This is a genomic window from Bacillus sp. FSL R12-0074 (assembly GCF_038005725.1).
Lineage (GTDB): Bacteria > Bacillota > Bacilli > Bacillales > Bacillaceae_G > Bacillus_A > Bacillus_A mycoides.
This window is the reverse complement of record NZ_JBBOTR010000001.1, coordinates 5,154,430-5,176,251: the sequence shown is the minus strand read 5'-3', so window position 1 is coordinate 5,176,251 and position 21,822 is coordinate 5,154,430. Positions and strand designations below refer to the sequence as shown.

Annotated in this window: 27 protein-coding genes; 25 read left to right on the top strand and 2 right to left on the bottom strand. The window is 38.5% G+C overall.

The window, feature by feature from the left end:
- The first annotated feature begins 62 nt into the window (after positions 1–62).
- The 7 genes from prfA (at position 63) to NSS97_RS26975 (ending at position 5,879) form a co-directional block, all read left to right on the top strand.
- Complete coding sequence (gene prfA, locus NSS97_RS27005; RefSeq protein ID WP_002113060.1) at positions 63–1,130, top strand: peptide chain release factor 1; 1,068 nt, start codon at positions 63–65, stop codon at positions 1,128–1,130.
- Positions 1,130–1,981, top strand: coding sequence for a peptide chain release factor N(5)-glutamine methyltransferase (gene prmC / locus NSS97_RS27000; RefSeq protein ID WP_044438302.1), 852 nt, complete (start codon positions 1,130–1,132; stop codon positions 1,979–1,981). The genes prfA and prmC overlap by 1 nt, the downstream gene beginning before the upstream one ends.
- Before the next feature lie 244 nt (positions 1,982–2,225).
- Complete coding sequence (gene spoIIR / locus NSS97_RS26995; protein WP_016121117.1) at positions 2,226–3,086, top strand: stage II sporulation protein R; 861 nt, start codon at positions 2,226–2,228, stop codon at positions 3,084–3,086.
- Positions 3,087–3,135: 49 nt separating this feature from the next.
- On the top strand, positions 3,136–3,594 hold the full coding sequence (locus NSS97_RS26990; RefSeq protein ID WP_002034898.1) for a mechanosensitive ion channel protein: 459 nt from the start codon (positions 3,136–3,138) through the stop codon (positions 3,592–3,594).
- A 108-nt stretch (positions 3,595–3,702) separates the two neighbouring features.
- Positions 3,703–4,743 (top strand): L-threonylcarbamoyladenylate synthase, encoded by a 1,041-nt coding sequence (locus tag NSS97_RS26985; RefSeq protein WP_002016299.1) that lies wholly within the window; start codon positions 3,703–3,705, stop codon positions 4,741–4,743.
- 77 nt (positions 4,744–4,820) lie between these two features.
- A complete protein-coding gene (locus NSS97_RS26980; protein ID WP_002016298.1) occupies positions 4,821–5,369 on the top strand; it encodes a manganese efflux pump MntP in 549 nt (182 codons plus the stop codon).
- 231 nt (positions 5,370–5,600) lie between these two features.
- Positions 5,601–5,879, top strand: coding sequence for a DUF3935 domain-containing protein (locus NSS97_RS26975; protein ID WP_002034899.1), 279 nt, complete (start codon positions 5,601–5,603; stop codon positions 5,877–5,879).
- A gap of 425 nt (positions 5,880–6,304) precedes the next feature.
- On the opposite strand, the gene NSS97_RS26970 is transcribed toward NSS97_RS26975, so the two are convergent.
- Together NSS97_RS26970 and NSS97_RS26965 are read right to left on the bottom strand one after the other, a co-directional pair.
- A complete protein-coding gene (locus tag NSS97_RS26970) occupies positions 6,305–6,916 on the bottom strand; it encodes a flavin reductase family protein (RefSeq protein ID WP_002034901.1) in 612 nt (203 codons plus the stop codon).
- A 167-nt stretch (positions 6,917–7,083) separates the two neighbouring features.
- Positions 7,084–7,470: a DoxX family protein gene (locus NSS97_RS26965; RefSeq protein WP_044438303.1), complete on the bottom strand. Its 387-nt coding sequence runs from the start codon at positions 7,468–7,470 to the stop codon at positions 7,084–7,086.
- Positions 7,471–7,856: 386 nt separating this feature from the next.
- Between NSS97_RS26965 and NSS97_RS26960 the strand changes: the two genes are divergently transcribed.
- From NSS97_RS26960 to NSS97_RS26875, 18 genes are all read left to right on the top strand, one after another.
- The gene (locus NSS97_RS26960) at positions 7,857–8,354 is read left to right on the top strand and encodes a PTS sugar transporter subunit IIA (RefSeq protein ID WP_002016294.1); all 498 of its coding nucleotides are present in this window, start codon (positions 7,857–7,859) and stop codon (positions 8,352–8,354) included.
- A 311-nt stretch (positions 8,355–8,665) separates the two neighbouring features.
- A complete protein-coding gene (locus NSS97_RS26955; protein ID WP_002143871.1) occupies positions 8,666–9,106 on the top strand; it encodes a low molecular weight protein arginine phosphatase in 441 nt (146 codons plus the stop codon).
- 96 nt (positions 9,107–9,202) lie between these two features.
- On the top strand, positions 9,203–9,646 hold the full coding sequence (gene rpiB / locus NSS97_RS26950) for a ribose 5-phosphate isomerase B (protein WP_000869917.1): 444 nt from the start codon (positions 9,203–9,205) through the stop codon (positions 9,644–9,646).
- Between the two features lie 66 nt (positions 9,647–9,712).
- On the top strand, positions 9,713–10,285 hold the full coding sequence (locus tag NSS97_RS26945) for a TIGR01440 family protein (protein WP_002089746.1): 573 nt from the start codon (positions 9,713–9,715) through the stop codon (positions 10,283–10,285).
- A 253-nt stretch (positions 10,286–10,538) separates the two neighbouring features.
- Complete coding sequence (gene glyA / locus NSS97_RS26940; protein WP_002034906.1) at positions 10,539–11,780, top strand: serine hydroxymethyltransferase; 1,242 nt, start codon at positions 10,539–10,541, stop codon at positions 11,778–11,780.
- A gap of 273 nt (positions 11,781–12,053) precedes the next feature.
- On the top strand, positions 12,054–12,683 hold the full coding sequence (gene upp, locus NSS97_RS26935; RefSeq protein ID WP_002034907.1) for a uracil phosphoribosyltransferase: 630 nt from the start codon (positions 12,054–12,056) through the stop codon (positions 12,681–12,683).
- A gap of 374 nt (positions 12,684–13,057) precedes the next feature.
- The gene (locus NSS97_RS26930; protein ID WP_000232963.1) at positions 13,058–13,171 is read left to right on the top strand and encodes a DUF4024 domain-containing protein; all 114 of its coding nucleotides are present in this window, start codon (positions 13,058–13,060) and stop codon (positions 13,169–13,171) included.
- 26 nt (positions 13,172–13,197) lie between these two features.
- On the top strand, positions 13,198–13,422 hold the full coding sequence (locus NSS97_RS26925) for an AtpZ/AtpI family protein (RefSeq protein WP_002089742.1): 225 nt from the start codon (positions 13,198–13,200) through the stop codon (positions 13,420–13,422).
- On the top strand, positions 13,422–13,814 hold the full coding sequence (locus tag NSS97_RS26920) for an ATP synthase subunit I (RefSeq protein WP_002016288.1): 393 nt from the start codon (positions 13,422–13,424) through the stop codon (positions 13,812–13,814). The genes NSS97_RS26925 and NSS97_RS26920 overlap by 1 nt, the downstream gene beginning before the upstream one ends.
- A gap of 7 nt (positions 13,815–13,821) precedes the next feature.
- Positions 13,822–14,541, top strand: a complete 720-nt coding sequence (gene atpB / locus NSS97_RS26915) for a F0F1 ATP synthase subunit A (protein WP_000399874.1) — start codon at positions 13,822–13,824, stop codon at positions 14,539–14,541.
- A gap of 56 nt (positions 14,542–14,597) precedes the next feature.
- A complete protein-coding gene (gene atpE / locus NSS97_RS26910; protein ID WP_000052064.1) occupies positions 14,598–14,816 on the top strand; it encodes a F0F1 ATP synthase subunit C in 219 nt (72 codons plus the stop codon).
- 129 nt (positions 14,817–14,945) lie between these two features.
- The gene (gene atpF, locus NSS97_RS26905; RefSeq protein ID WP_002016287.1) at positions 14,946–15,452 is read left to right on the top strand and encodes a F0F1 ATP synthase subunit B; all 507 of its coding nucleotides are present in this window, start codon (positions 14,946–14,948) and stop codon (positions 15,450–15,452) included.
- Entirely contained in the window at positions 15,449–15,991 is a 543-nt protein-coding gene (gene atpH / locus NSS97_RS26900; protein ID WP_002130060.1) for a F0F1 ATP synthase subunit delta, read from the top strand. Before atpF ends, atpH begins: the two co-directional genes overlap by 4 nt.
- 11 nt (positions 15,992–16,002) lie before the next feature.
- Positions 16,003–17,511: a F0F1 ATP synthase subunit alpha gene (atpA, locus tag NSS97_RS26895; RefSeq protein ID WP_002016284.1), complete on the top strand. Its 1,509-nt coding sequence runs from the start codon at positions 16,003–16,005 to the stop codon at positions 17,509–17,511.
- 250 nt (positions 17,512–17,761) lie between these two features.
- Complete coding sequence (gene atpG / locus NSS97_RS26890; protein ID WP_002016283.1) at positions 17,762–18,622, top strand: F0F1 ATP synthase subunit gamma; 861 nt, start codon at positions 17,762–17,764, stop codon at positions 18,620–18,622.
- A gap of 245 nt (positions 18,623–18,867) precedes the next feature.
- Positions 18,868–20,277, top strand: a complete 1,410-nt coding sequence (gene atpD, locus NSS97_RS26885; RefSeq protein ID WP_002016281.1) for a F0F1 ATP synthase subunit beta — start codon at positions 18,868–18,870, stop codon at positions 20,275–20,277.
- A 20-nt stretch (positions 20,278–20,297) separates the two neighbouring features.
- The gene (gene atpC, locus NSS97_RS26880; protein WP_002016279.1) at positions 20,298–20,699 is read left to right on the top strand and encodes a F0F1 ATP synthase subunit epsilon; all 402 of its coding nucleotides are present in this window, start codon (positions 20,298–20,300) and stop codon (positions 20,697–20,699) included.
- A 330-nt stretch (positions 20,700–21,029) separates the two neighbouring features.
- Positions 21,030–21,815 carry a DUF975 family protein gene (locus NSS97_RS26875; RefSeq protein ID WP_341114498.1) on the top strand — a complete coding sequence of 262 codons (786 nt, stop codon included), beginning with the start codon at positions 21,030–21,032 and terminating at the stop codon, positions 21,813–21,815.
- Positions 21,816–21,822 lie beyond the last annotated feature (7 nt).

Below are 21,822 nucleotides of genomic sequence, written 5' to 3'. Positions count from 1 at the left end.
GTTTTTTTGATTAAGTACCATATACTATTTGTATTAGATACTAGGATGTAGAGGTGAATGGTGTGTTAGATCGTTTGCAAGCTGTAGAAGATCGTTATGAGAAGTTGAATGAGTTGTTAAGTGACCCAGAGGTTATTAGCGATACAAATAAGCTTCGTGAGTATTCAAAAGAGCAATCTGATATTCAGGACACGGTAGAGGTGTACCGTGAGTATAAAGATGTTCGTGAGCAATTACGAGATGCAAAAGCAATGTTAGAAGATAAGTTAGACGCTGATATGCGTGATATGGTAAAAGAAGAGGTTTCTGAATTAGAAGGACAAGAGAAAACATTATCAGAACGTCTGAAAATTTTACTTGTTCCAAAAGACCCTAATGATGATAAAAACGTTATCGTTGAGGTTCGTGGCGCTGCTGGTGGTGACGAGGCAGCTTTATTTGCTGGTGATTTATATCGTATGTATAGCCGTTATGCTGAGGTGCAAGGTTGGAAAACTGAAATTATCGAAGCGAGCTATACAGAGTTAGGTGGATATAAAGAGATTATCTTTATGATTAACGGTAAAGGTGCTTTCGCGAAGCTGAAATTCGAGAATGGTGCTCACCGTGTACAACGTGTTCCTGAAACGGAATCTGGCGGACGTATTCATACATCTACAGCAACTGTAGCTGTACTACCAGAGGCAGAAGAAGTAGAAATTAATATTCATGAAAAAGATGTTCGTGTTGATACGTTTGCTTCTAGTGGTCCTGGTGGACAAAGCGTTAATACAACGATGTCAGCGGTACGTTTAACGCATTTACCGACTGGTGTAGTTGTATCTTGTCAGGATGAGAAATCACAAATTAAGAATAAAGAAAAAGCGATGAAAGTATTACGCGCACGTGTTTATGATAAATTTAGACAAGAAGCGCAAGCTGAGTATGATCAAAACCGTAAACAAGCTGTTGGTACGGGAGATCGTTCAGAGCGTATTCGTACGTATAACTTCCCGCAAAACCGTGTTACAGACCATCGAATCGGTTTAACGATTCAAAAGCTAGATCAAATCCTACAAGGTAAGTTAGATGATTTCATCAATGCCTTAGTGATGGAAGATCAGGCGCAAAAGATGGAGGCAGCTGAGTAATGCGTGTCTATGAAGCCCTGAAATGGGCTTCTTCTTTTTTACAGGAAAATGGACGAGATGAAAATGCGGGAGAAATTGTCCTTTGTCATGTATTAAAGACGAACAGAACCGGAATGCTCATGAATATGCGTGAAGAAATAACTGCGGAACAAGAGAAAAGTTTTGCAGAGTTTATCCACAAGCATGTAGAAGGTATTCCGATCCAATATATGCTCGGTTATGAAATGTTTTATGGCCGATCATTCTTTGTAAATGAAGAGGTATTGATACCAAGACCGGAAACAGAGGAACTTATAGTTGGAGTGCTAGAGAGAATTGAGCGCCATTTCGGTAATGAGGAGCTTCACATAGCGGATATTGGAACAGGTAGTGGAGCGATTTCTATTACGCTCGCTTTAGAAAATAAAAATCTTCATGTGTATACAGTAGATATCGCACAGGAGTCGATTGAAGTTGCAAAAGAAAATGCAAAAACTTTAGGGGCGGATGTAACTTTCTATCACGGCGATTTACTGTCTCCGTTTTATGAAACAGGTCAGAAGTTAGATGTTGTTGTTTCCAATCCTCCGTACATACCAGAGGAAGATTGGCGTGGTCTTTCTACTGTTGTGAAGGAGCATGAGCCGAAGCGTGCGCTTGTTGGTGGGGAAGATGGACTAGATTTCTATCGTCGTTTTATGGAGGAATTGCCGAATGTATTACAGAACAATGCGATTGTGGCGTTTGAAATTGGTGTAGGGCAAGGTGAAGATGTGAAAGCATTATTACAGCAAACTTTCCCGCGCGCTCAAGTTGAAGTTGTATTTGATATTAATGGAAAAGATCGCATGGTATTTGCAGAGATGGAGTAAGGCATAAGCCTTACTCTATTTTTTGTATGAAAAATTCGTAACTACTCAGCCATACATTTTATTTAGAATTTTGGTAAGGGGGATTATTTCAGCGAAAATACGCACCTTATTACCTATACATAGCCAGTTCCTCTCGCCAATTAAAAAAATGCTTTTCTATCGGTTTTTTATATAGATTTTGAATTTAATAGTTTAGAAAGATGAAAGTCTGTCCACACTGTTTCTAGAGGGGACGGTGGAGGAAATGAAAAAACAAGTTATTGCTTACTTTCTTTTATTATTAATTGGTGCACAGTTACTTGTGCAGTTTGGATATATGAAAGCTGATGCAAAAGGGCCTACTGTTATTCCGAAAGAGGCCGTTCGATTACGTATTTTAGCTAATAGTGATTCCGATAAAGATCAGGCGTTAAAGCGTAAAGTACGCGATGAAGTAAAAGCGCAAATTGATGGATGGGTAGCGGATTTAACGTCATTTGAAGAAGCTCGAAAAGTAATTCAAAATCATATTCCTGAAATTGAAAAGACAGTGGCAAATACACTGAAAAGAGAAGGAAGTAAAGAGGCGTTTCAAGTGAAATTCGGTAAGAATGTGAAATTTCCTACAAAGGTATATGGGAATTTTATTTATCCGGCAGGAGAATATGAAGCGGTACTTATTACAATTGGAAAAGGTGAAGGTGCAAACTGGTGGTGTGTATTATTTCCACCGATGTGTTTCTTAGATTTTTCAAGTGGTACAGCTGTAAGGAAAGAAGAACATGTTGTGAAAGCTGAATCTCCTGAAGAGGAGCAGGTGAGACAATCAGATGAGGAAGTAGTGGATGTACCGGAGAAGAAAGAGGATAAGGTGAAAGAAAAGAAAGTAGTAAAGCCGGAAAAAGCTGAAAAAGTAACAGCACAGGAAAAGAAAGTAGTAAAACACGAAACACAAGTAGAAGAACAGCCTGTAAAAAAAGTAGAAACAAAAACTGTGGAAAAAGTGGAGAAACCTGTGGAGCAAAAACAAGAAAAGAAAAATGAGTATGTAACAGTAGAAGAGGAAGAGAAACCAGAGGTTAAATTATTTATCGTCGAAGCTTTTACATCTTTATTCTCTAAATAGTGCTATTAATAAATCCTTCCTCATATATATCAATGAGGAGGGATTTATTATGAAGAACGTGTATTTTGCTACGAAAGCAGATGTAGAAAGATTACATTCTTTTTTCGGACAAGCTAATAAAAAAGATGATAAAATAAATGAGTTGTACGCACAATTTATGATCTTGGAAGAGGCGGGAGAAATACGAGCGGTAATTGGATATGAACAAAGTGGAGAAAATGCACTTATCCGTTCTTGTTTATTCACACCTAATGTGGATAAACAGACTTTCTTATATTTTTTCGAGATGTTTTTGCAGTATATGAAAGAAAAAGATATTCGACAATTGTACTTACTCACAAATCATCCACAATCTGTGACCATCTTTCAGTTTTTTAACTTTGTCATTGTAGAGAAAGAGGAAGTGCCAGAGGAAATTCGACAGTTAGAACACTTTTGTAAAAATATAAAAGAGCTAAATGCAATAATACTAAATTGTCAGCTATTCACAAAGTTATCCACGGATTAACAAGGTTTATCCACATTTTGTGGATAAACCTTGTTTGTCTTTTGGATAAATCTCATAGTAAACTAAAAATAGACAAGTATTTCATGGTAGAAAAGGACGTGGGAAAAAATGCATACAAATATGTGGGTTGTGGATAATGTTGTGGAAAGAAAAAAATATTATCCACAATTAAAAGAAGCAGCGAGATTATTAAGAGAAAATGAAGCGGTGGCCTTCCCAACGGAAACGGTATATGGGTTAGGAGCAAACGCAATGGATGATGAAGCGATAGCGAAAATTTTTGAAGCGAAAGGGAGACCGAGTGATAATCCACTGATTGTCCACATAGGAACAAAATCTCAGTTAGATGGTATCGTAAGAGAAATTCCGCCGGTTGCAGAAAAGTTAATGGAGCATTTTTGGCCAGGACCATTAACAATCATTTTACCGAGAAAAAAAGGGATTTCAGAGAGGGTTACGGCAGGACTTAATACAGTCGGAGTGAGGATGCCAGATCATCCAGTAGCGCTCGCCCTTATTGAAGAGGCAAACGTGCCTGTTGCAGCACCGAGTGCGAATCGTTCAGGACGCCCAAGTCCAACGTTAGCTTCTCATGTGTATGAAGATTTGAATGGGAAAATTGCTGGTATTGTTGATGGCGGGGCAACAGGAGTAGGCGTTGAATCAACTGTAATTGATTGTACGAGCGAGGTTCCGACGATTTTACGTCCAGGTGGGATTACGAAGGAGCAATTAGAGGCCGTGATAGGAAATGTTTCTTTAGATCCAGCTTTAAAGGATGAGAAAGAAAAACCAAAATCACCTGGAATGAAATATACACATTATGCACCGAAAGCGCCACTTAGTATTGTTGAAGGGTCCCGTGAGTTTATTCAACGTATTGTGGATGAGAAAAAGAAAGAAGGATTTAAAGTAGGTGTATTAACGACAGAAGAGTATCAGCATGTGTATAGTGCAGATGTTGTATTGTCTTGTGGTGTGCGAAGCGATTTAGCCAGCGTTGCGACTAAGTTATATGATGTGCTTAGAACGTTTGATGCAAGTGAAGTAGATGTTATTTTTAGTGAATCATTCCCGAATGAAGGCATAGGAAATGCAATTATGAATCGTTTAACAAAAGCTGCGGGACATCAGATTATTATTGAATGATAATGTACCTTTAGCAAACAGAATATTTCTCCTCGGATAAGCATATTGTGAAGTAGCACGTCCGAGGGGGGATATGAATGACACTTGAACAATTAATACCTTTAATAATTATGGCATTTGCCCTGGGGATGGATGCATTTTCAGTGAGCCTCGGTATGGGGATGGTAACATTAAAGTTAAGACAAATCCTTTATATAGGTATGACAATCGGGATATTTCATATTATTATGCCATTTATCGGAATGGTACTAGGACGTTTTCTATCAGAGAGGTATGGGGATGTCGCAAATTTTGCAGGAGCTATTTTATTAATTGGGCTAGGGTTCTATATCGTATATTCGTCTATTTTAGAAGGGGAAGAGACTAGAACTGCTCCAATTGGAATTAGTTTATTTGTATTTGCATTTGGTGTCAGTATAGATAGTTTTTCAGTAGGTCTTAGTCTTGGAATTTACGGAGCAGAGACAATTATTACGATATTATTGTTCGGACTAATAAGTATGTTACTGGCTTGGATGGGTTTATTGCTTGGTAGCCATGCCAAAAATATACTTGGCACATACGGTGAAATAGTAGGTGGTATTATTCTTGTTGGGTTTGGATTGTATCTCCTTTTTCCTATATAATTTTATGTAGGAGGGAATTATGAACAAGCTATTGGAATGGTATGTTAAGCTTTAACATTCTTTCCTCGATGGCTAAGAAGACTTATAATATTGGGTGTTATTTTGCAAATTTCGATGTTAGGTTGGATTAAGTTAATTCGTGAATGGTGAGATAGTTCCTTTCTGTGCATAGTTTCGTTTGTACTATATTGATCACACTAAAAAATTACAAATATAGAAAGGATGAGATGAATGACGAGATTGAAGCAAGTTTTTGGTATTATTATTAGTTTTTTTGTTTTTTGGTTCAGTATGCTCGGTGTACAAATGTTTGCTGAGTTTTTAGATATTGAGTCATTGAAGTTTGTTGCAGGAAAATCGGAGGCGGCGCGTACTTTTTATTCTCCGTACCCGTTTTTAATTGTTTTCCTTATTACGTTACTTTCCTTATATTTCTTTGTAATAAAGCTTGGTAGATCTAAAAAAGAGAAATTCCCGGCATTAGAGGAGAAGAACGAAGAATTACGATAAAAAATCCCCCGCTTTCAGCGGGGGGTTATGTTTGAGTGATGAAGCTGGAGCTTTTCGGTGGTATCCAGCTTCACCTCCTAGGCCCTTGAGTCTAAGAACCTTCCCCACGAGAAGATAAAAAGCATCTTCTGTGAGGAAGAACCTTAGCCACCAGGCCTGGGCAGTCGGTTCCGCTTTTAAATGTATCCAGCTCCAGCGGCTAGAATGGTCGGTGGCTTCGCGCCTTCCTGCGAGGCAAAAAGCGCCTCTACGTCAGGAGCTCCATCCCCCTCTCATTCTGAACGAGCCGCTTGCGCTTTTAGGGTGTGATATCCAGTTCCGGCGACTAGCTCTTCGCATCTAAGAACCTTCCACCCGAAAGGCAAAAAGCGCCTTTAGGGCGAAAGAGCCTTAGCTGGTCAGAGCTGAACGAGTCGCCTCCACTTTTAGATAGGCCTCACTAATTCAAATTGTTCTCCTAGTTTTGCGTAGTTGTGTCCTGCTAGGCGGCTTATTGGTTTTAGTTCTTCGGCGTGAATTCGACCGTTTTCGTATAAGTGTTCAGCGACGTGAAAGCGAACGACGCGGCCGATTAGTAGGTCACAAGCTGGCGAGTCTTCGGTTCCGCCGAGTGGGATAGCGCGTTCTAATATGCACTCCATTCGAATGTTTGCTTCTTTAACCCCTGGTACTGAAATGACATCACTGTCAATCGGTGTTAGTTTTGCTAATTCGATTTCACTTTCATTAGGGGGTAGGTTCGCTGCTGTTTCGTTGATCGCTTCTACGTAAGATTCATCAGAAATATGTACGACAAATTCCCCTTTTTCTATTGCGTTTCTGGAAGTGTCTTTCGGTTTTCCTTCTTTGCGTTGTACTGAAACTGAGATAAGTGGTGGATTGGCAGCGACGATATTGAAATAACTATATGGCGCACCGTTCAATACGCCATCTTTAGTTACAGAAGTAACGAATGCAACAGGACGTGGAATGATACTTCCTGTTAGTAATTTGTAATTATCTTTTTCAGTTTGTTCGTTTGGATTAATGGATAACATGTTGTAATCCCCTTTCTAAATATGAATACTTATTGTTCCTTTACAAGATATCAATGGGAATCTCCTGCTGAAAATAATATTTTTTTGATGATGTAAAAAAAAGAGATTACCTCGATTGTACTGAAGTAATCTCTTTTTTGGTAAATATCTTGAAATAGAGATAAATATTAAAGTAAAACGTAAGCGCCAGGTCCAATTAAAGCTACACCGATAGCGACAGCGATTAACATTAAATTATATTCGAATCCGTTTTGTGTTACCCAGTAACCATTTTTTCCGTGAACTGTGAAAATTGCTACTAACATTGTTCCTACGATAAATAATGAACCAACTACAGTGAAAATACCTGCTGCGAATAAGAAACCACCTAATAGTTCAGTTGCGCCAGCCATAAATGCCATAAATACACCAGGACGTAAGCCGATTGACTCCATCCAGCTGCCAGTTCCCTTTAAGCCGTAACCGCCGAACCAACCAAATAATTTTTGAGCACCATGACCCATGAATGTAATTCCTATAATAAGACGAATAATAAGAAGACCGATATCCATCATTTTAAAAAACCTCCTAAAAGTTATTAACTTACCTTATGTAAGTAATAATAAAATAGTTACTTACTTTAGTCAAGTGAATTTCAAAAAAATTTGAAAGGAATTTTACAAATTAACAACAAAAAATAAAATGTAGTAAAGACCTCTAGACAAGTAAGTGAAAAAAAGAGAAAATATAAGTAGAAGTTAACTTCTCATTGTTATTCAGACAATCAGAATTGACTGGAATTTTGTGAAGCGCTACAATAAGAGTCTAGTAGTAATGACATGATTTATTTCGAAAGAGTTTTTACAGTATAACATTCGAAATATGAAGTCTTACGTGTATTTCGATCTTGAATAGAGATTGCCCTATAAACTTTTAGGTAAATTATAAGGAGGACTATCCTATGTTTAAAAAATTATTCGGTTTTGGTTCAAAAACAAATGAAGAAACAATCGTAGCTCCATTAACTGGAGCAGTGAAAAATATTGAAGAAGTACCAGATCCAGTATTCGCTGGTCGTATGATGGGTGACGGTGTTGCGATCGATCCTACTGAAGGTGTAGTTGTATCTCCAGTTGATGGTGAAATCGTACAATTATTCCACACGAAACATGCTATTGGAATTAAAGCGAAAAACGGTACAGAAATTTTAATCCACGTTGGATTAGAAACTGTAAAAATGGAAGGTGAAGGTTTCGAAGCTCACGTTTCTGAAGGACAAGCTGTAAAAGCTGGAGATAAATTAATCTCATTCGACTTAGAATTAATTCGTGAAAAAGCGAAAAGCACAATTACTCCAATCGTTATTACAAACACAGATGCAGCTGAGTCTATTAAGACAACTGTAGGTGTAACAGCTACAAAAGGTTCAACAGAAGTAATGAAAGTTACAATGAAATAATTATTTGATAGAAGGAATCCGTTTCATATGAAATGGATTCCTTATTTTGTTTCGTAGTGTGTTCATTATGTATGGTAAAATACTTTGGGCACTTGGAAATAGGGTTTCATATATGTGGATAAGGCGCATTTTTCTTAGAAAAAATATAAGAGAAATGCGCCTTTCGTATGTTCACATTTCTTTTGTTCTATTCTAATGTACGCTATGATAAAGTGAAACTTTAATCAGTGGAGGGTGTTCATCCCCCGCTGATTATTAGCCTTCACCAATCGGGATAAATGTAGGAAACAGAAAAAAAGGGGTGGGTTTAGATGAAACGGGTGTTATTTGTTTGCACTGGAAATACATGCCGTAGTCCGATGGCTGAGGCTTTGCTTCGTCATTATGGAGAAGGTAAATTTGAAGTGCAATCTGCTGGTGTTTTCGCCTATCCTGGAAGCGATGTGTCGATACATGCAAAGGAAGCTTTAGCTGAAAAAGGAATTGTAATCGATCATGCCGCGCAGCAGGTAAACGATACTTTGGTTGATTGGGCGGATATTGTAGTAACAATGACGGAAAACCATAAGCAAATTGTACTTGGGTATTATCCGAGCGTGGAAAAGAAATTGGATACATTATATGGATTAACTAAGGGTATAAGTAAGGATATTTCAGATCCATTTGGCGGATCGCTTTCTATTTATAAAGAAACGTTAGAAGAGATGGAAAAACTTGTACAAACTTTACTGAAAAAGCATTCAGAAGGTTGATGTTTCGTGTATAATACGATATTGGAGATCACTTTGTTCCATTTAGGTAGCGAGTGTGAAATGAAGATAATTGATTGAAACTTCGGAGGGGTAAAAATGAAAGTAGTAGTAGCATCTGATCACGGCGGTATGAATATCCGTAAAGAACTTGTAAGTTTATTAGAAGAGTTAAATATTGAATATATTGATTTAGGTTGTGAATGTGAAGCTGGTTCTGTTGATTACCCTGATTTTGCGTTTCCAGCAGCAGAAATGGTCGCGAATGGTGAAGTGGATCGTGGTATTTTAGTTTGCGGGACAGGCATTGGTATGTCAATCGCAGCAAACAAAGTAAATGGTATTCGTTGTGCATTAGTTCATGATACTTTCAGTGCGAAAGCGACGAGAGAGCATAATGACACTAACATGTTAGCGATGGGCGAGCGTGTAATTGGAGCTGGTCTAGCGCGTGATATCGCGAAAATTTGGCTAACAACTGACTATGAAGGTGGCCGTCACGAAAACCGCGTAGGAAAAATTAAAACGTACGAAACAAAGTAATAGATTCTAACTATAAGTAGTATGAAATATAATTTGGTGAACCAACCTGTGAAAGGAAGAGGCGTAATGACAGAAATCGTAAAGGTAAGAGAACAGCTACAAATGTCGCTTTCTGATTTCCAAGAACAAGCCACGCTGCAAAGAGGCCAAATTTTTGTAGTGGGGTGTAGCACGAGCGAAGTGCTAGGTGAAAGAATTGGAACATCAGGAACGATGGAAGTGGCAGAGGCGATTTTTTCTGAATTAAAACAATTTCAAGAGAGAACAGGTATTGAATTGGCGTTTCAATGTTGTGAGCATTTAAATCGTGCTTTAGTAGTTGAGAGAGATGTAGCGATGAAATATCAATTTGAAATTGTAACAGTTACGCCTGTTAGATCAGCAGGTGGTGCATTAGCGACGTATGCGTATCACAATTTTAAAGATCCGGTAGTAATTGAGTTTATTAAAGCAGATGCAGGAATGGATATCGGCGATACATTTATCGGTATGCATTTAAAGCATGTAGCTGTACCGGTTCGTACAAGTGTGAAGGAAATAGGAAGTGCGCATGTAACGATGGCGAAAACACGTGGGAAACTAATAGGTGGAGCACGTGCCGTTTATGCGGCAAATGAAGAAGCTATTCCTTGCCGTTAAACATGAAAAATTATAAAGTCTTATAACAGCTGTATATCGAAAGGTAAAAGGTATGTGGTCTGACTTTATAATAGAAGAAAGAAAAGACCAATTTTGGTCTTTTTTTTTCTTTTATGATATAGAAAGTCATGTTAGAATGTAGTTGAAAACATGAAGGTTCGAAAGAATTACAACCTGAATTTTCGTTTTTTCTGAATAAATGAGAAAAAACTATTGGGAATTGATGTAATTCGTTCAGAAAAGGGGGATTTTGGTGAATCATTTAAAACGTCAAGATGAAAAGGTATTTGCTGCAATTGAGGCAGAACTAGGAAGACAGCGTTCAAAGATCGAGTTAATTGCTTCGGAAAACTTCGTAAGTGAAGCAGTAATGGAGGCGCAAGGTTCTGTTCTAACGAATAAGTATGCTGAAGGATATCCTGGAAAACGTTACTATGGTGGTTGTGAACACGTAGACGTAGTAGAAGATATCGCACGTGATCGCGCGAAAGAAATTTTTGGCGCAGAGCATGTAAATGTTCAACCACATTCTGGTGCACAAGCGAACATGGCAGTATACTTCACGATTTTAGAGCAAGGCGATACAGTACTTGGCATGAATTTATCTCATGGTGGTCACTTAACACACGGAAGCCCTGTTAACTTCAGTGGAGTACAATATAATTTCGTAGAATATGGCGTGGATGCTGAATCTCACCGTATTAATTACGATGATGTATTAGCAAAAGCGAAAGAACATAAACCAAAATTAATCGTTGCAGGTGCAAGTGCATATCCTCGTGTTATCGATTTCAAACGATTCCGTGAGATTGCAGATGAAGTGGGCGCGTACTTAATGGTTGATATGGCACATATCGCCGGTTTAGTAGCAGCTGGTTTACATCCAAATCCAGTACCACATGCACATTTTGTTACAACAACAACACATAAAACATTACGTGGCCCACGTGGCGGTATGATTTTATGTGAAGAGCAATTTGCAAAACAAATTGATAAATCAATCTTCCCTGGTATTCAAGGTGGACCACTTATGCATGTAATTGCTGCAAAAGCTGTTGCATTTGGTGAGACACTACAAGATGAGTTTAAAACATATGCACAAAATATCATTAATAATGCGAATCGTTTAGCTGAAGGCCTTCAAAAGGAAGGACTTACACTTGTTTCTGGTGGAACAGACAATCATTTAATCTTAATTGATGTTCGTAACTTGGAAATTACAGGTAAAGTAGCAGAGCACGTATTAGATGAAGTTGGTATTACAGTGAATAAAAATACGATTCCATTTGAAACAGCAAGCCCATTTGTAACAAGCGGTGTACGTATCGGTACAGCGGCGGTAACATCACGTGATTTCGGTTTAGAAGAAATGGATGAGATTGCAGCAATTATTGCTCATACATTAAAAAATCATGAGAATGAAGCTGAACTAGAAGAAGCGCGCAAACGTGTAGAAGCGTTAACGAGCAAATTCCCAATGTATACAAATCTATAATAGATTAAAAAAGACTGCTGAAACGTAATTGTTTTAGTAGTCTTTTTTTGTGGACATATATTGTTTTTAAAGTATGTATACAAATGATGAATAAATTTTGGCGATATAATGAAGGATACAGCTCCCATAATTGGTAAAGATACTAGATAGATTCATCGTAAAATCATGATTTTACCAAATTTGCCCTTGAATATTAGTAGCGTTTTCTTTACAATCGTAAATAGTGTAAAGAAGCGTGTAAACGCATGAATATCATCTAAAGGAGAGATTCACATGGGAAAACTGTATGTATTTGATCACCCGTTAATTCAACATAAGATTACATATATTCGCGATAAGAATACAGGTACGAAAGATTTTCGTGAATTAGTGGACGAAGTAGCAAGCTTGATGGCTTTCGAGATTACTCGTGACCTTCCACTTGAAGACATTGAAATTGAAACACCTGTAAGCAAAGCGACAACAAAAGTGATCGCTGGTAAAAAACTTGGTTTAATTCCGATTTTACGTGCAGGTTTAGGAATGGTTGATGGAATTCTGAAATTAATTCCAGCAGCAAAAGTAGGACACGTTGGTTTATACCGTGACCCTGAAACATTGCAACCGGTAGAATACTATGTGAAACTTCCAACGGATGTAGAAGAGCGTGATTTTATCGTACTAGATCCGATGCTAGCAACAGGTGGTTCTGCGGCTGAAGCAATTAATTCTCTGAAAAAGCGCGGTGCAAAGCAAATTAAATTAATGTGTATCGTAGCTGCTCCAGAAGGAGTAAAAGTAGTGCAGGAAGAGCATCCTGATGTTGATATTTATGTAGCAGCATTAGATGAGAAGTTAAATGACCATGGTTATGTAGTTCCAGGTCTTGGTGATGCTGGTGACCGTTTATTCGGAACGAAGTAAGACAACAGACGAGAGGGGGATTCCCCTCTCGTTTTTTTTCGCCCTCAGCGCACGGGGGAGGGGGAGATAAATATACAGGGTATATACAACATAAGTTATATACACATCACATATAATATAGAAGTCTTACGTCTCGGGGACACTATATTATGGAAGGAAAGCGCTATATCTTAAAAATATAATAGTGACAAACTTGTGAACATTTTCTTCTATTATAAAGAGAAAACTGTTAGAAATTGCATATCTCTAACCAGTATTTAGAAGGGGAACGTTTTCATTTTTGGGAGGAAATGCCTAATACTCAAATTTTTTGATTTTTTACGATTTCTCGTTGACACTGTTAATACCCTATTGTATGCTAACAACGGGGATAGATGGTAGGGCTTTCAGTGACAAAAATGCATCTATTCCGTGACGAAAATGTAAACTTTTTATTTTGTATAGAATTTATGCAGAAAAATGAGTTATTATTAACACATCGTGAATGAGGGTTACATATTGGAGGGATGAATCCTTGCAAAAAAACGATCGCAGCCATATAAAAGCGTATGCTTTAATGTCAGGAATACTTGCTCAGTTAGTTGGTTCTATTCTTATCGGAATCTTTGGTGGGCAATGGATTGATAATAAGGTTGGAACGTTTCCGTTGTTTCTTATTATAGGGTTATTACTCGGGTTAGGAACAGGGGTATACGCAATGATTCGACTCATTCAACATTACTATTCGGGAGAGCAATGATGATAGACGTACATGGACTTGTCCAACGACAAAAGAAATATATGTACTACTTGCTTGCGCTTCTAGTGCTAGGATGGGGAATTACCTCTTACAAGGATGTATTTCTTGGGCTGATTATCGGAACGATTTTCAGTTTTCTTAGTTTGCGCATCATTGCACGTAGAACAGACAAGCTATTAGATCGCGTAACAAATGGAGAAAACGTGAAGTTTAAGGCGACAGCGGTAAGTACATATTCAAGATTCGCCACGATTGGGTTATTAATTTTATTTGCAGCCAAATATCAAGAGTTAATTGCGATGTGGGGCTTAGGTGTAGGATTGCTGACAGGATACCTTGTCATGATCATAGATTTTCTTTATTTAGAGTATACGAGCAGGGAAGAGAGGTGAATTACTAGTGGAACACGGTAAATTAGTTGAATTTCTAGGTTTAACGTTCGATTTGTCATCAGTTATGATGGTTACTGTAGCAGCAGTTATTGTTTTCTTAATCGCTGTTATCGGAACTCGCAGCTTAGCGCTTCGCCCAACCGGGATGCAAAATTTCATGGAATGGGTGTTTGACTTCGTGAAAGGGATTATCAATAGTACGATGGATTGGAAAACAGGTGGACGTTTCTTAACGCTTGGCGTTACGCTTATCATGTTTATCATCGTATCGAACTTCCTTGGTTTACCATTCATGTATTCAACAGTTGAGGCTGGCGAACATATTGCATGGTGGAGATCACCAACGTCTGATCCAGCAGTTGCATTAACATTAGCCGTGATGGTAGTTACCCTCACCCATTATTATGGAATTAAGATGAAGGGTACGAAAGAATATGTTAAAGGTTATTTCCAACCTATGAAATTCTTATTCCCATTAAAGGTTATTGAGGAGTTTGCTAACACATTAACGTTAGGTCTTCGTTTATTTGGTAACATTTACGCAGGTGAAATCTTATTAGGATTACTTGCTAAGTTAGGCGGGGCATCATTCTTAGGAGCATTAGGTGCACTTGTACCGATGTTAGCATGGATGGGATTCAGCGTATTCGTTGGTTCAATCCAGTCATTTATTTTCGTAATGTTAACGATGGTTTATATGGCTCATAAAGTAAGCCATGACCATTAATATAATTTAAGTAAGAAAAAATTTATTTTTTTATAATACAAAGGAGGACAAATTAAATGAGTTTAGGTGTAATCGCAGCTGCAATTGCAATTGGTTTATCAGCATTAGGTGCAGGTATTGGTAACGGTCTTATCGTATCACGTACAATCGAAGGTGTTGCTCGTCAACCAGAATTAAAAGGCGCACTTCAAACAATTATGTTCATCGGGGTTGCATTAGTTGAGGCACTTCCAATTATCGGTGTAGTTATTGCTTTCATCGTAATGAACAAATAAGGGAGACTCCCCTTACATAGATGGCGAAGAGTGTTTTTCCGAACTTTCTTCGCCATTGCTTTATGAACGAAACGTATGTCTTTTTTTTTCATATGATCAATTTAGATATTTTGAAGGGAGTGAATCCTTGTGCCAACTTTATTATTAGGGGCTTCCATTCCATTTGGAACGATTGCTTATACATTGTTCATTTTCTTACTTCTATTAGTAATGCTACGCAAATTCGCGTGGGGTCCTTTAATGGGAATTATGAAAGAACGTGAAGAGCATGTTACTAATGAAATCGACGCTGCAGAAAGAAGTAATGCTGAAGCGAAGAAATTAGTAGAAGAACAACGTGAAATGTTAAAACAATCGCGTGTTGAAGCACAAGAGTTAATCGAAAGAGCGAAGAAACAAGCTGTAGATCAAAAGGATGTTATTGTTGCTGCTGCGAAAGAAGAAGCAGAATCAATTAAAACATCTGCTGTACAAGAAATTCAACGCGAAAAAGAGCAAGCGATTGCTGCTTTACAAGAACAAGTTGCTTCTTTATCTGTTCATATTGCTTCTAAAGTAATTGAAAAAGAATTAAAAGAAGAAGATCAAGTGAAGTTAATTCGCGATTATATTAAAGAAGTAGGAGAAGCGCGATGAGCAATGGGATTGTAGCAAAACGTTATGCTGTCGCTCTTTTCAAAATTGCAAAAGAAAAACACGTATTAGAAATGTTTGAAGAGGAATTACGCCTTGTACAAAACGTTTTTACAAAGAACGGAGAACTACATAGCTTTTTAACGCAACCGAACATTTCAAAAGAGCAGAAGAAAACGTTTCTTGCAAACGTATTCGCATCTGTTTCTGAATCTATTTTAAATACGTTATATATTTTAATTGATAACAAGCGTATTGATATCCTACCTGAAATTGCAAATGAATATGTTGTTCTTGCTAATGAAGAACGTAACGTAGCGGATGCAACTGTATATTCTATTCGTCTTCTATCGGAAGAAGAAAAACTTAACATTGCAGAAGCATTTGCAAAAAAAACAGGAAAAGATGCAATTCGCGTGAAAAATGTTGTGGATGAAGATTTACTAGGCGGCATTAAAGTACGTATTGGAAATCGCATTTACGACGGAAGCTTACAAGGAAAATTAGCACGTATTCAGCGTGAATTAATGAAGAATAGATAGGGGTGAAGCACATGAGCATCAGAGCTGAAGAAATTAGCGCACTGATAAAGCAACAAATCGAGAACTATCAGTCTGAAATCGAAGTTAGTGATGTTGGTACAGTTATCCAAGTTGGTGACGGTATTGCGCGTGCTCATGGTCTTGATAACGTTATGGCTGGTGAACTTGTAGAGTTCTCTAATGGCGTTATGGGACTAGCACAAAACTTAGAGGAAAACAACGTAGGTATCATTATTTTAGGACCTTACACAGAAATCCGTGAAGGTGACGAAGTTCGTCGTACTGGTCGCATCATGCAAGTACCAGTAGGAAAAGAACTAATCGGTCGTGTTGTAAACCCATTAGGTCAACCAGTTGATGGTTTAGGCCCAATCAATACAACAAACACTCGTCCAATCGAAAGTCCAGCACCAGGTGTAATGGATCGTAAATCTGTTCATGAACCACTTCAAACAGGTATTAAAGCGATCGATGCTCTTGTACCAATTGGCCGTGGTCAACGTGAGTTAATCATCGGTGACCGTCAAACAGGTAAAACAGCAGTTGCACTTGATACGATCATTAACCAAAAAGATGAAGATATGATTTGTATCTATGTAGCTATCGGACAAAAAGAATCAACAGTACGTAACGTAGTAGAAACACTACGTAAGCACGGTGCATTAGATTACACAATCGTTGTAACTGCATCAGCTTCTCAACCAGCTCCATTATTGTACCTAGCTCCTTACGCTGGTGTAACAATGGGTGAAGAGTTCATGTACAATGGTAAACACGTATTAGTAGTATATGATGACTTATCAAAACAAGCAGCGGCTTACCGTGAGCTTTCATTACTATTACGTCGTCCTCCAGGTCGTGAAGCATATCCAGGGGATGTATTCTACTTACATTCTCGCTTATTAGAGCGTGCAGCAAAATTAAGTGATGCAAGAGGCGGCGGTTCTTTAACTGCACTACCTTTCATCGAAACACAAGCAGGGGACGTATCAGCTTACATCCCAACAAACGTAATTTCTATTACGGATGGACAAATCTTCTTACAATCTGACCTATTCTTCTCTGGCGTACGTCCAGCAATCGATGCGGGTACTTCTGTATCTCGTGTAGGTGGATCAGCTCAGATTAAAGCGATGAGTAAAGTATCAGGTACACTTCGTCTTGACCTTGCATCTTATCGTGAGTTAGAAGCGTTCGCTCAGTTCGGTTCTGACCTTGATAAAGCAACACAAGCGAAATTAAACCGTGGTGCTCGTACAGTTGAGGTATTAAAACAAGGATTACACAAACCGTTACGTGTAGAGAAACAAGTTATCATTCTTTACGCTTTAACACGTGGATTCCTAGATGATATCCCAGTAGTAGATATCACTCGTTTCGAAGAAGAATTCCATGCTTGGTTAGATTCAAATGCAACTGACTTATTAAGCGAAATTCGCACAACTAAGAAACTTGCGGATGACGACAAATTTGCAGCGGCAATTAACGGATTTAAAAAAGTATTCGTAGCTTCTGAATAATAAATAAAAGCGGAAGCGGCTCGTTCTGAATGTGAGGGGGAAGAAGTGAAGCCACCGAGCATTCAAGCCGCTGGAGCTAGATAATATAAAGGCATCTCAAACTTTGAGATTGCTGACGGTTATGTAAAGGAAAAGAGTAGGTGCACCTATTCTTTTCCTTCAATCATGAGCAAGAATATCTTGCAACGTAGATTAGGAAGAGGATTCTTACTAATCGTGCCAACTTCCGGAAAAAAGGTGGTGAAAACCTGTGGCATCTTTACGCGATATAAAAGCGAAGATTAACTCGACAAAGAAAACGAGTCAAATTACGAAAGCGATGGAGATGGTATCTGCATCTAAGTTAAACCGTGCAGAACAAAATGCTAAATCTTTCGTTCCGTATATGGAAAAGATTCAAGAAGTAGTAGCGAGCATTGCGCAAGGAAGTAAAGGGATTAATCATCCAATGCTAAATGCGCGTCCTGTAAAGCGTACAGGGTACATCGTTATTACATCTGATCGCGGACTAGCAGGTGGTTATAACAGTAACGTATTACGTACAGTAAGTAACGTAATTCGTGAACGTCATAATATGGATTCAAACCAATATTCAATTATTGTGCTTGGACGACTAGGACGTGATTATTTAAAACGTCGCGGCTTTAACATCATTGATGAAGTAGTTGGATTATCTGACCACCCATCATTTACTGATATTAAAGATATTGCTTCTCGAGCAATTGCGATGTTCGCAGATGGTGCTTATGATGAGCTGTATATTTACTACAATCATTATGTAAGTAAAATTTCACAAGAAGTAACGGAAAATAAAATTTTACCGCTTACGGATGTGGCGTCTGATAAACCGACGACAGCTTATGAATTCGAACCTTCTGAAGAAGAAATTTTAAAAGTATTATTGCCACAATACGCAGAAAGCTTAGTGTACGGTGCATTACTAGACGGTAAAGCAAGTGAGCACGCGGCGCGTATGACAGCAATGAAGAGTGCTACAGACAACGCAATGGAAGTTATCGATTCACTTACACTTTCATTTAACCGTGCGCGTCAAGCAGCGATTACGCAAGAAATTACGGAAATCGTTGGTGGAGTAGCAGCGTTAGAATAGTATTAAAAAGCGTAGGTGGCTTGCTCAGAAGGGGAGGGCATTGGAACTCCTGACGAAGAGGCGCTTTTGGCCTCGTAGGAAGGCGCGAAATGACCGACTGTTCTAGCCGCTGGAACTAGATTCAATAAAAAGCGGAAGCGGCTCGTCCAGAACAGGAGAGTCGCGTAAGCTATAAACTAATAAAAATTAAAAGCCGACTTCTCTTAGAAAGCTGGCTAATTAAAAGAAAGCTAGGAGGGAACCCGATGAATAAAGGGCGCGTTACGCAAATCATGGGTCCGGTTGTAGACGTTAAGTTTGATGGCGGAAAGCTACCAGAAATCTACAACGCCCTTACGGTAAAACAAAGCAACGAAAACGGAGCAAGCATTAACTTAACATTTGAAGTTGCACTTCATTTAGGTGATGACACAGTTCGTACAGTTGCAATGTCTTCCACAGATGGACTTGTTCGTGGCACAGAAGTAGAAGATACTGGTAAAGCAATCTCTGTACCAGTTGGTGATGTAACACTTGGTCGTGTATTTAACGTATTAGGTGATGCAATTGACTTAGATGGTGATGTTCCTGCGGATGTACGTCGTGATCCAATTCACCGTCAAGCGCCTGCATTCGAAGAGTTATCTACTAAAGTAGAAATTCTTGAAACTGGTATTAAAGTAGTAGACTTACTTGCTCCTTACATTAAGGGTGGTAAGATCGGTCTATTCGGTGGTGCCGGCGTAGGTAAAACAGTATTAATTCAGGAATTAATTAACAACATCGCACAAGAGCACGGTGGTATCTCTGTATTCGCTGGTGTAGGTGAGCGTACTCGTGAAGGTAACGACTTATACCACGAAATGAGCGATTCTGGCGTAATTAAGAAAACTGCGATGGTATTCGGACAAATGAACGAGCCACCTGGAGCACGTCAACGTGTTGCATTAACAGGTTTAACAATGGCTGAACATTTCCGTGATGAGCAAGGACAAGACGTACTATTGTTCATCGATAACATCTTCCGTTTCACGCAAGCGGGTTCTGAAGTATCTGCCCTTCTTGGTCGTATGCCATCTGCGGTAGGTTACCAGCCAACACTTGCAACAGAAATGGGTCAATTACAAGAGCGTATTACATCTACAAATAAAGGATCTATCACGTCTATCCAAGCGGTATACGTACCAGCCGATGACTATACGGATCCAGCACCAGCTACAACGTTCGCTCACTTAGATGCAACAACAAACTTAGAGCGTCGTTTAACACAAATGGGTATTTACCCAGCCGTAGATCCATTAGCATCTACATCTCGTGCGCTTTCTCCAGAAATCGTAGGAGAAGAGCATTATGGAGTAGCTCGTCAAGTACAGCAAACTTTACAGCGTTATAAAGAGCTTCAAGATATCATCGCTATCTTAGGTATGGATGAGTTATCTGAAGAAGATAAGTTAGTTGTACATCGTGCTCGTCGTATTCAATTCTTCTTATCACAAAACTTCCACGTAGCTGAACAGTTTACAGGTCAAAAAGGTTCTTACGTACCTGTAAAAAATACAGTTAGTGGTTTCAAAGAAATTCTAGAAGGAAAATATGATGACCTTCCAGAAGATGCGTTCCGTCTTGTTGGTAGCATTGAAGAAGTTATTGAAAACGCGAAGAAAATGATGGCGTAAGGCCTTAGGAGGGACGAATTATGAAGACATTTCCAGTCAGTATTGTAACTCCTGATGGACCGGTTTACGAAAAAGAAGTAGAAATGGTAAGCGTAAAAGCAGAGAGTGGGGAAATGGGGATCTTACCAGGTCACATTCCAACTGTTGCACCTTTAAAAATTAGTGCGGTTCGTCTGAAAAATGGTGGGCACACTGATTATGTAGCAGTAAGCGGTGGCTTTATCGAAGTTCGTCCAGATAAAGTAACTGTGTTATCATCATCTGCTGAAGAAGCAAACCATATCGATATCCATCGTGCAAATGAATCGAAACGTCGCGCTGAGCAACGTATGCAAGATAAACAAGCGCATGTTGACTTTAGACGTGCAGAAATGGCCTTGCAGCGTGCTGTGAACCGTTTAAACGTTTCTGATATGAAGTAAAAAAATCCGTAAAGGCTCTTGCCTTTACGGATTTTTTGTTATGGATATAAATAAAAAGGGGAAAAAAATGCCTCTCTTTAGGTAGGAGAGAGCATCTAGCCGTGCATAGAAGCGGCCAGAGCCTTTTTCTGCCCGATGCCAAGTGAAAATCAAGAAATAAAAAGAACTGCAGGTTCGTTTTTTGTTATGCATAGATGTGTTTTATTTAAATGTCGAAACTGAAACTCAATTTAATAGATAGAATAAACTGACAAAATTGGTATAATTATATTGTTGTTTGTATAAGTAGAAAATATATAACAATTTATATTTCATAAAGGAGATGAACAAATGATCGGTGAAATGAAACGAGAAGCATTGTACTCTTTAAAGGGAAAATGGGGACTAGGTGTTGGATCAACGATTTTACATATTATTTTAAGTTATGTTGTTTCAATGGCTGCAATGCTTATACTTTTAATTCCAGGAATTATTATATTTTTCTTAGTTGTTGGTTTAGCGGATTCAATTGAAGAGGAAGCGATATCAGTCGGGGCAGGTATTACATTTGGAATTTTTTATTGCATAATGATCATTTTGAGTAATGCATCTTATGGTATTACATCATACGGTTATACGAATGTGTTGCTACAAATTAGTAAACGAGAAGATGCTAGAGTAGATTATTTATTTGAAGGATTTCGTGGCTTTAAAAGAATGATGAAAACAATGTGGGCTATGCTTGCGATTTTGTTATATACAGGTACGTGGATTCCAATGTTGTTACTAGGTGTATTCGCGTTTTTTGGTGAGGAAGGGAATGTATCGTTAACAATTGCTTTCTTTGTACTATTAGCTATTTCGATTGTTGTAATGATTGTGATGTATTTTTCTTATGCGATGACGTATTATGTTATGGTTGAAAATCCAGATTATAGCGTTTCACAGGCGATGAAAGAAAGTAAGAACTTTATGAAGGGGCATAAACTAGATTTATTTCTTTTATGGCTTAGCTTCATAGGATGGGCTATTTTAGCAATTCTTACTCTTGGAATAGGATTTCTTTGGCTTAGTCCATATGTAGGTACAACGACAGCACATTTTTATCGCTATATTGCAAAAGGTGAATTGCAGTAGGGACGTG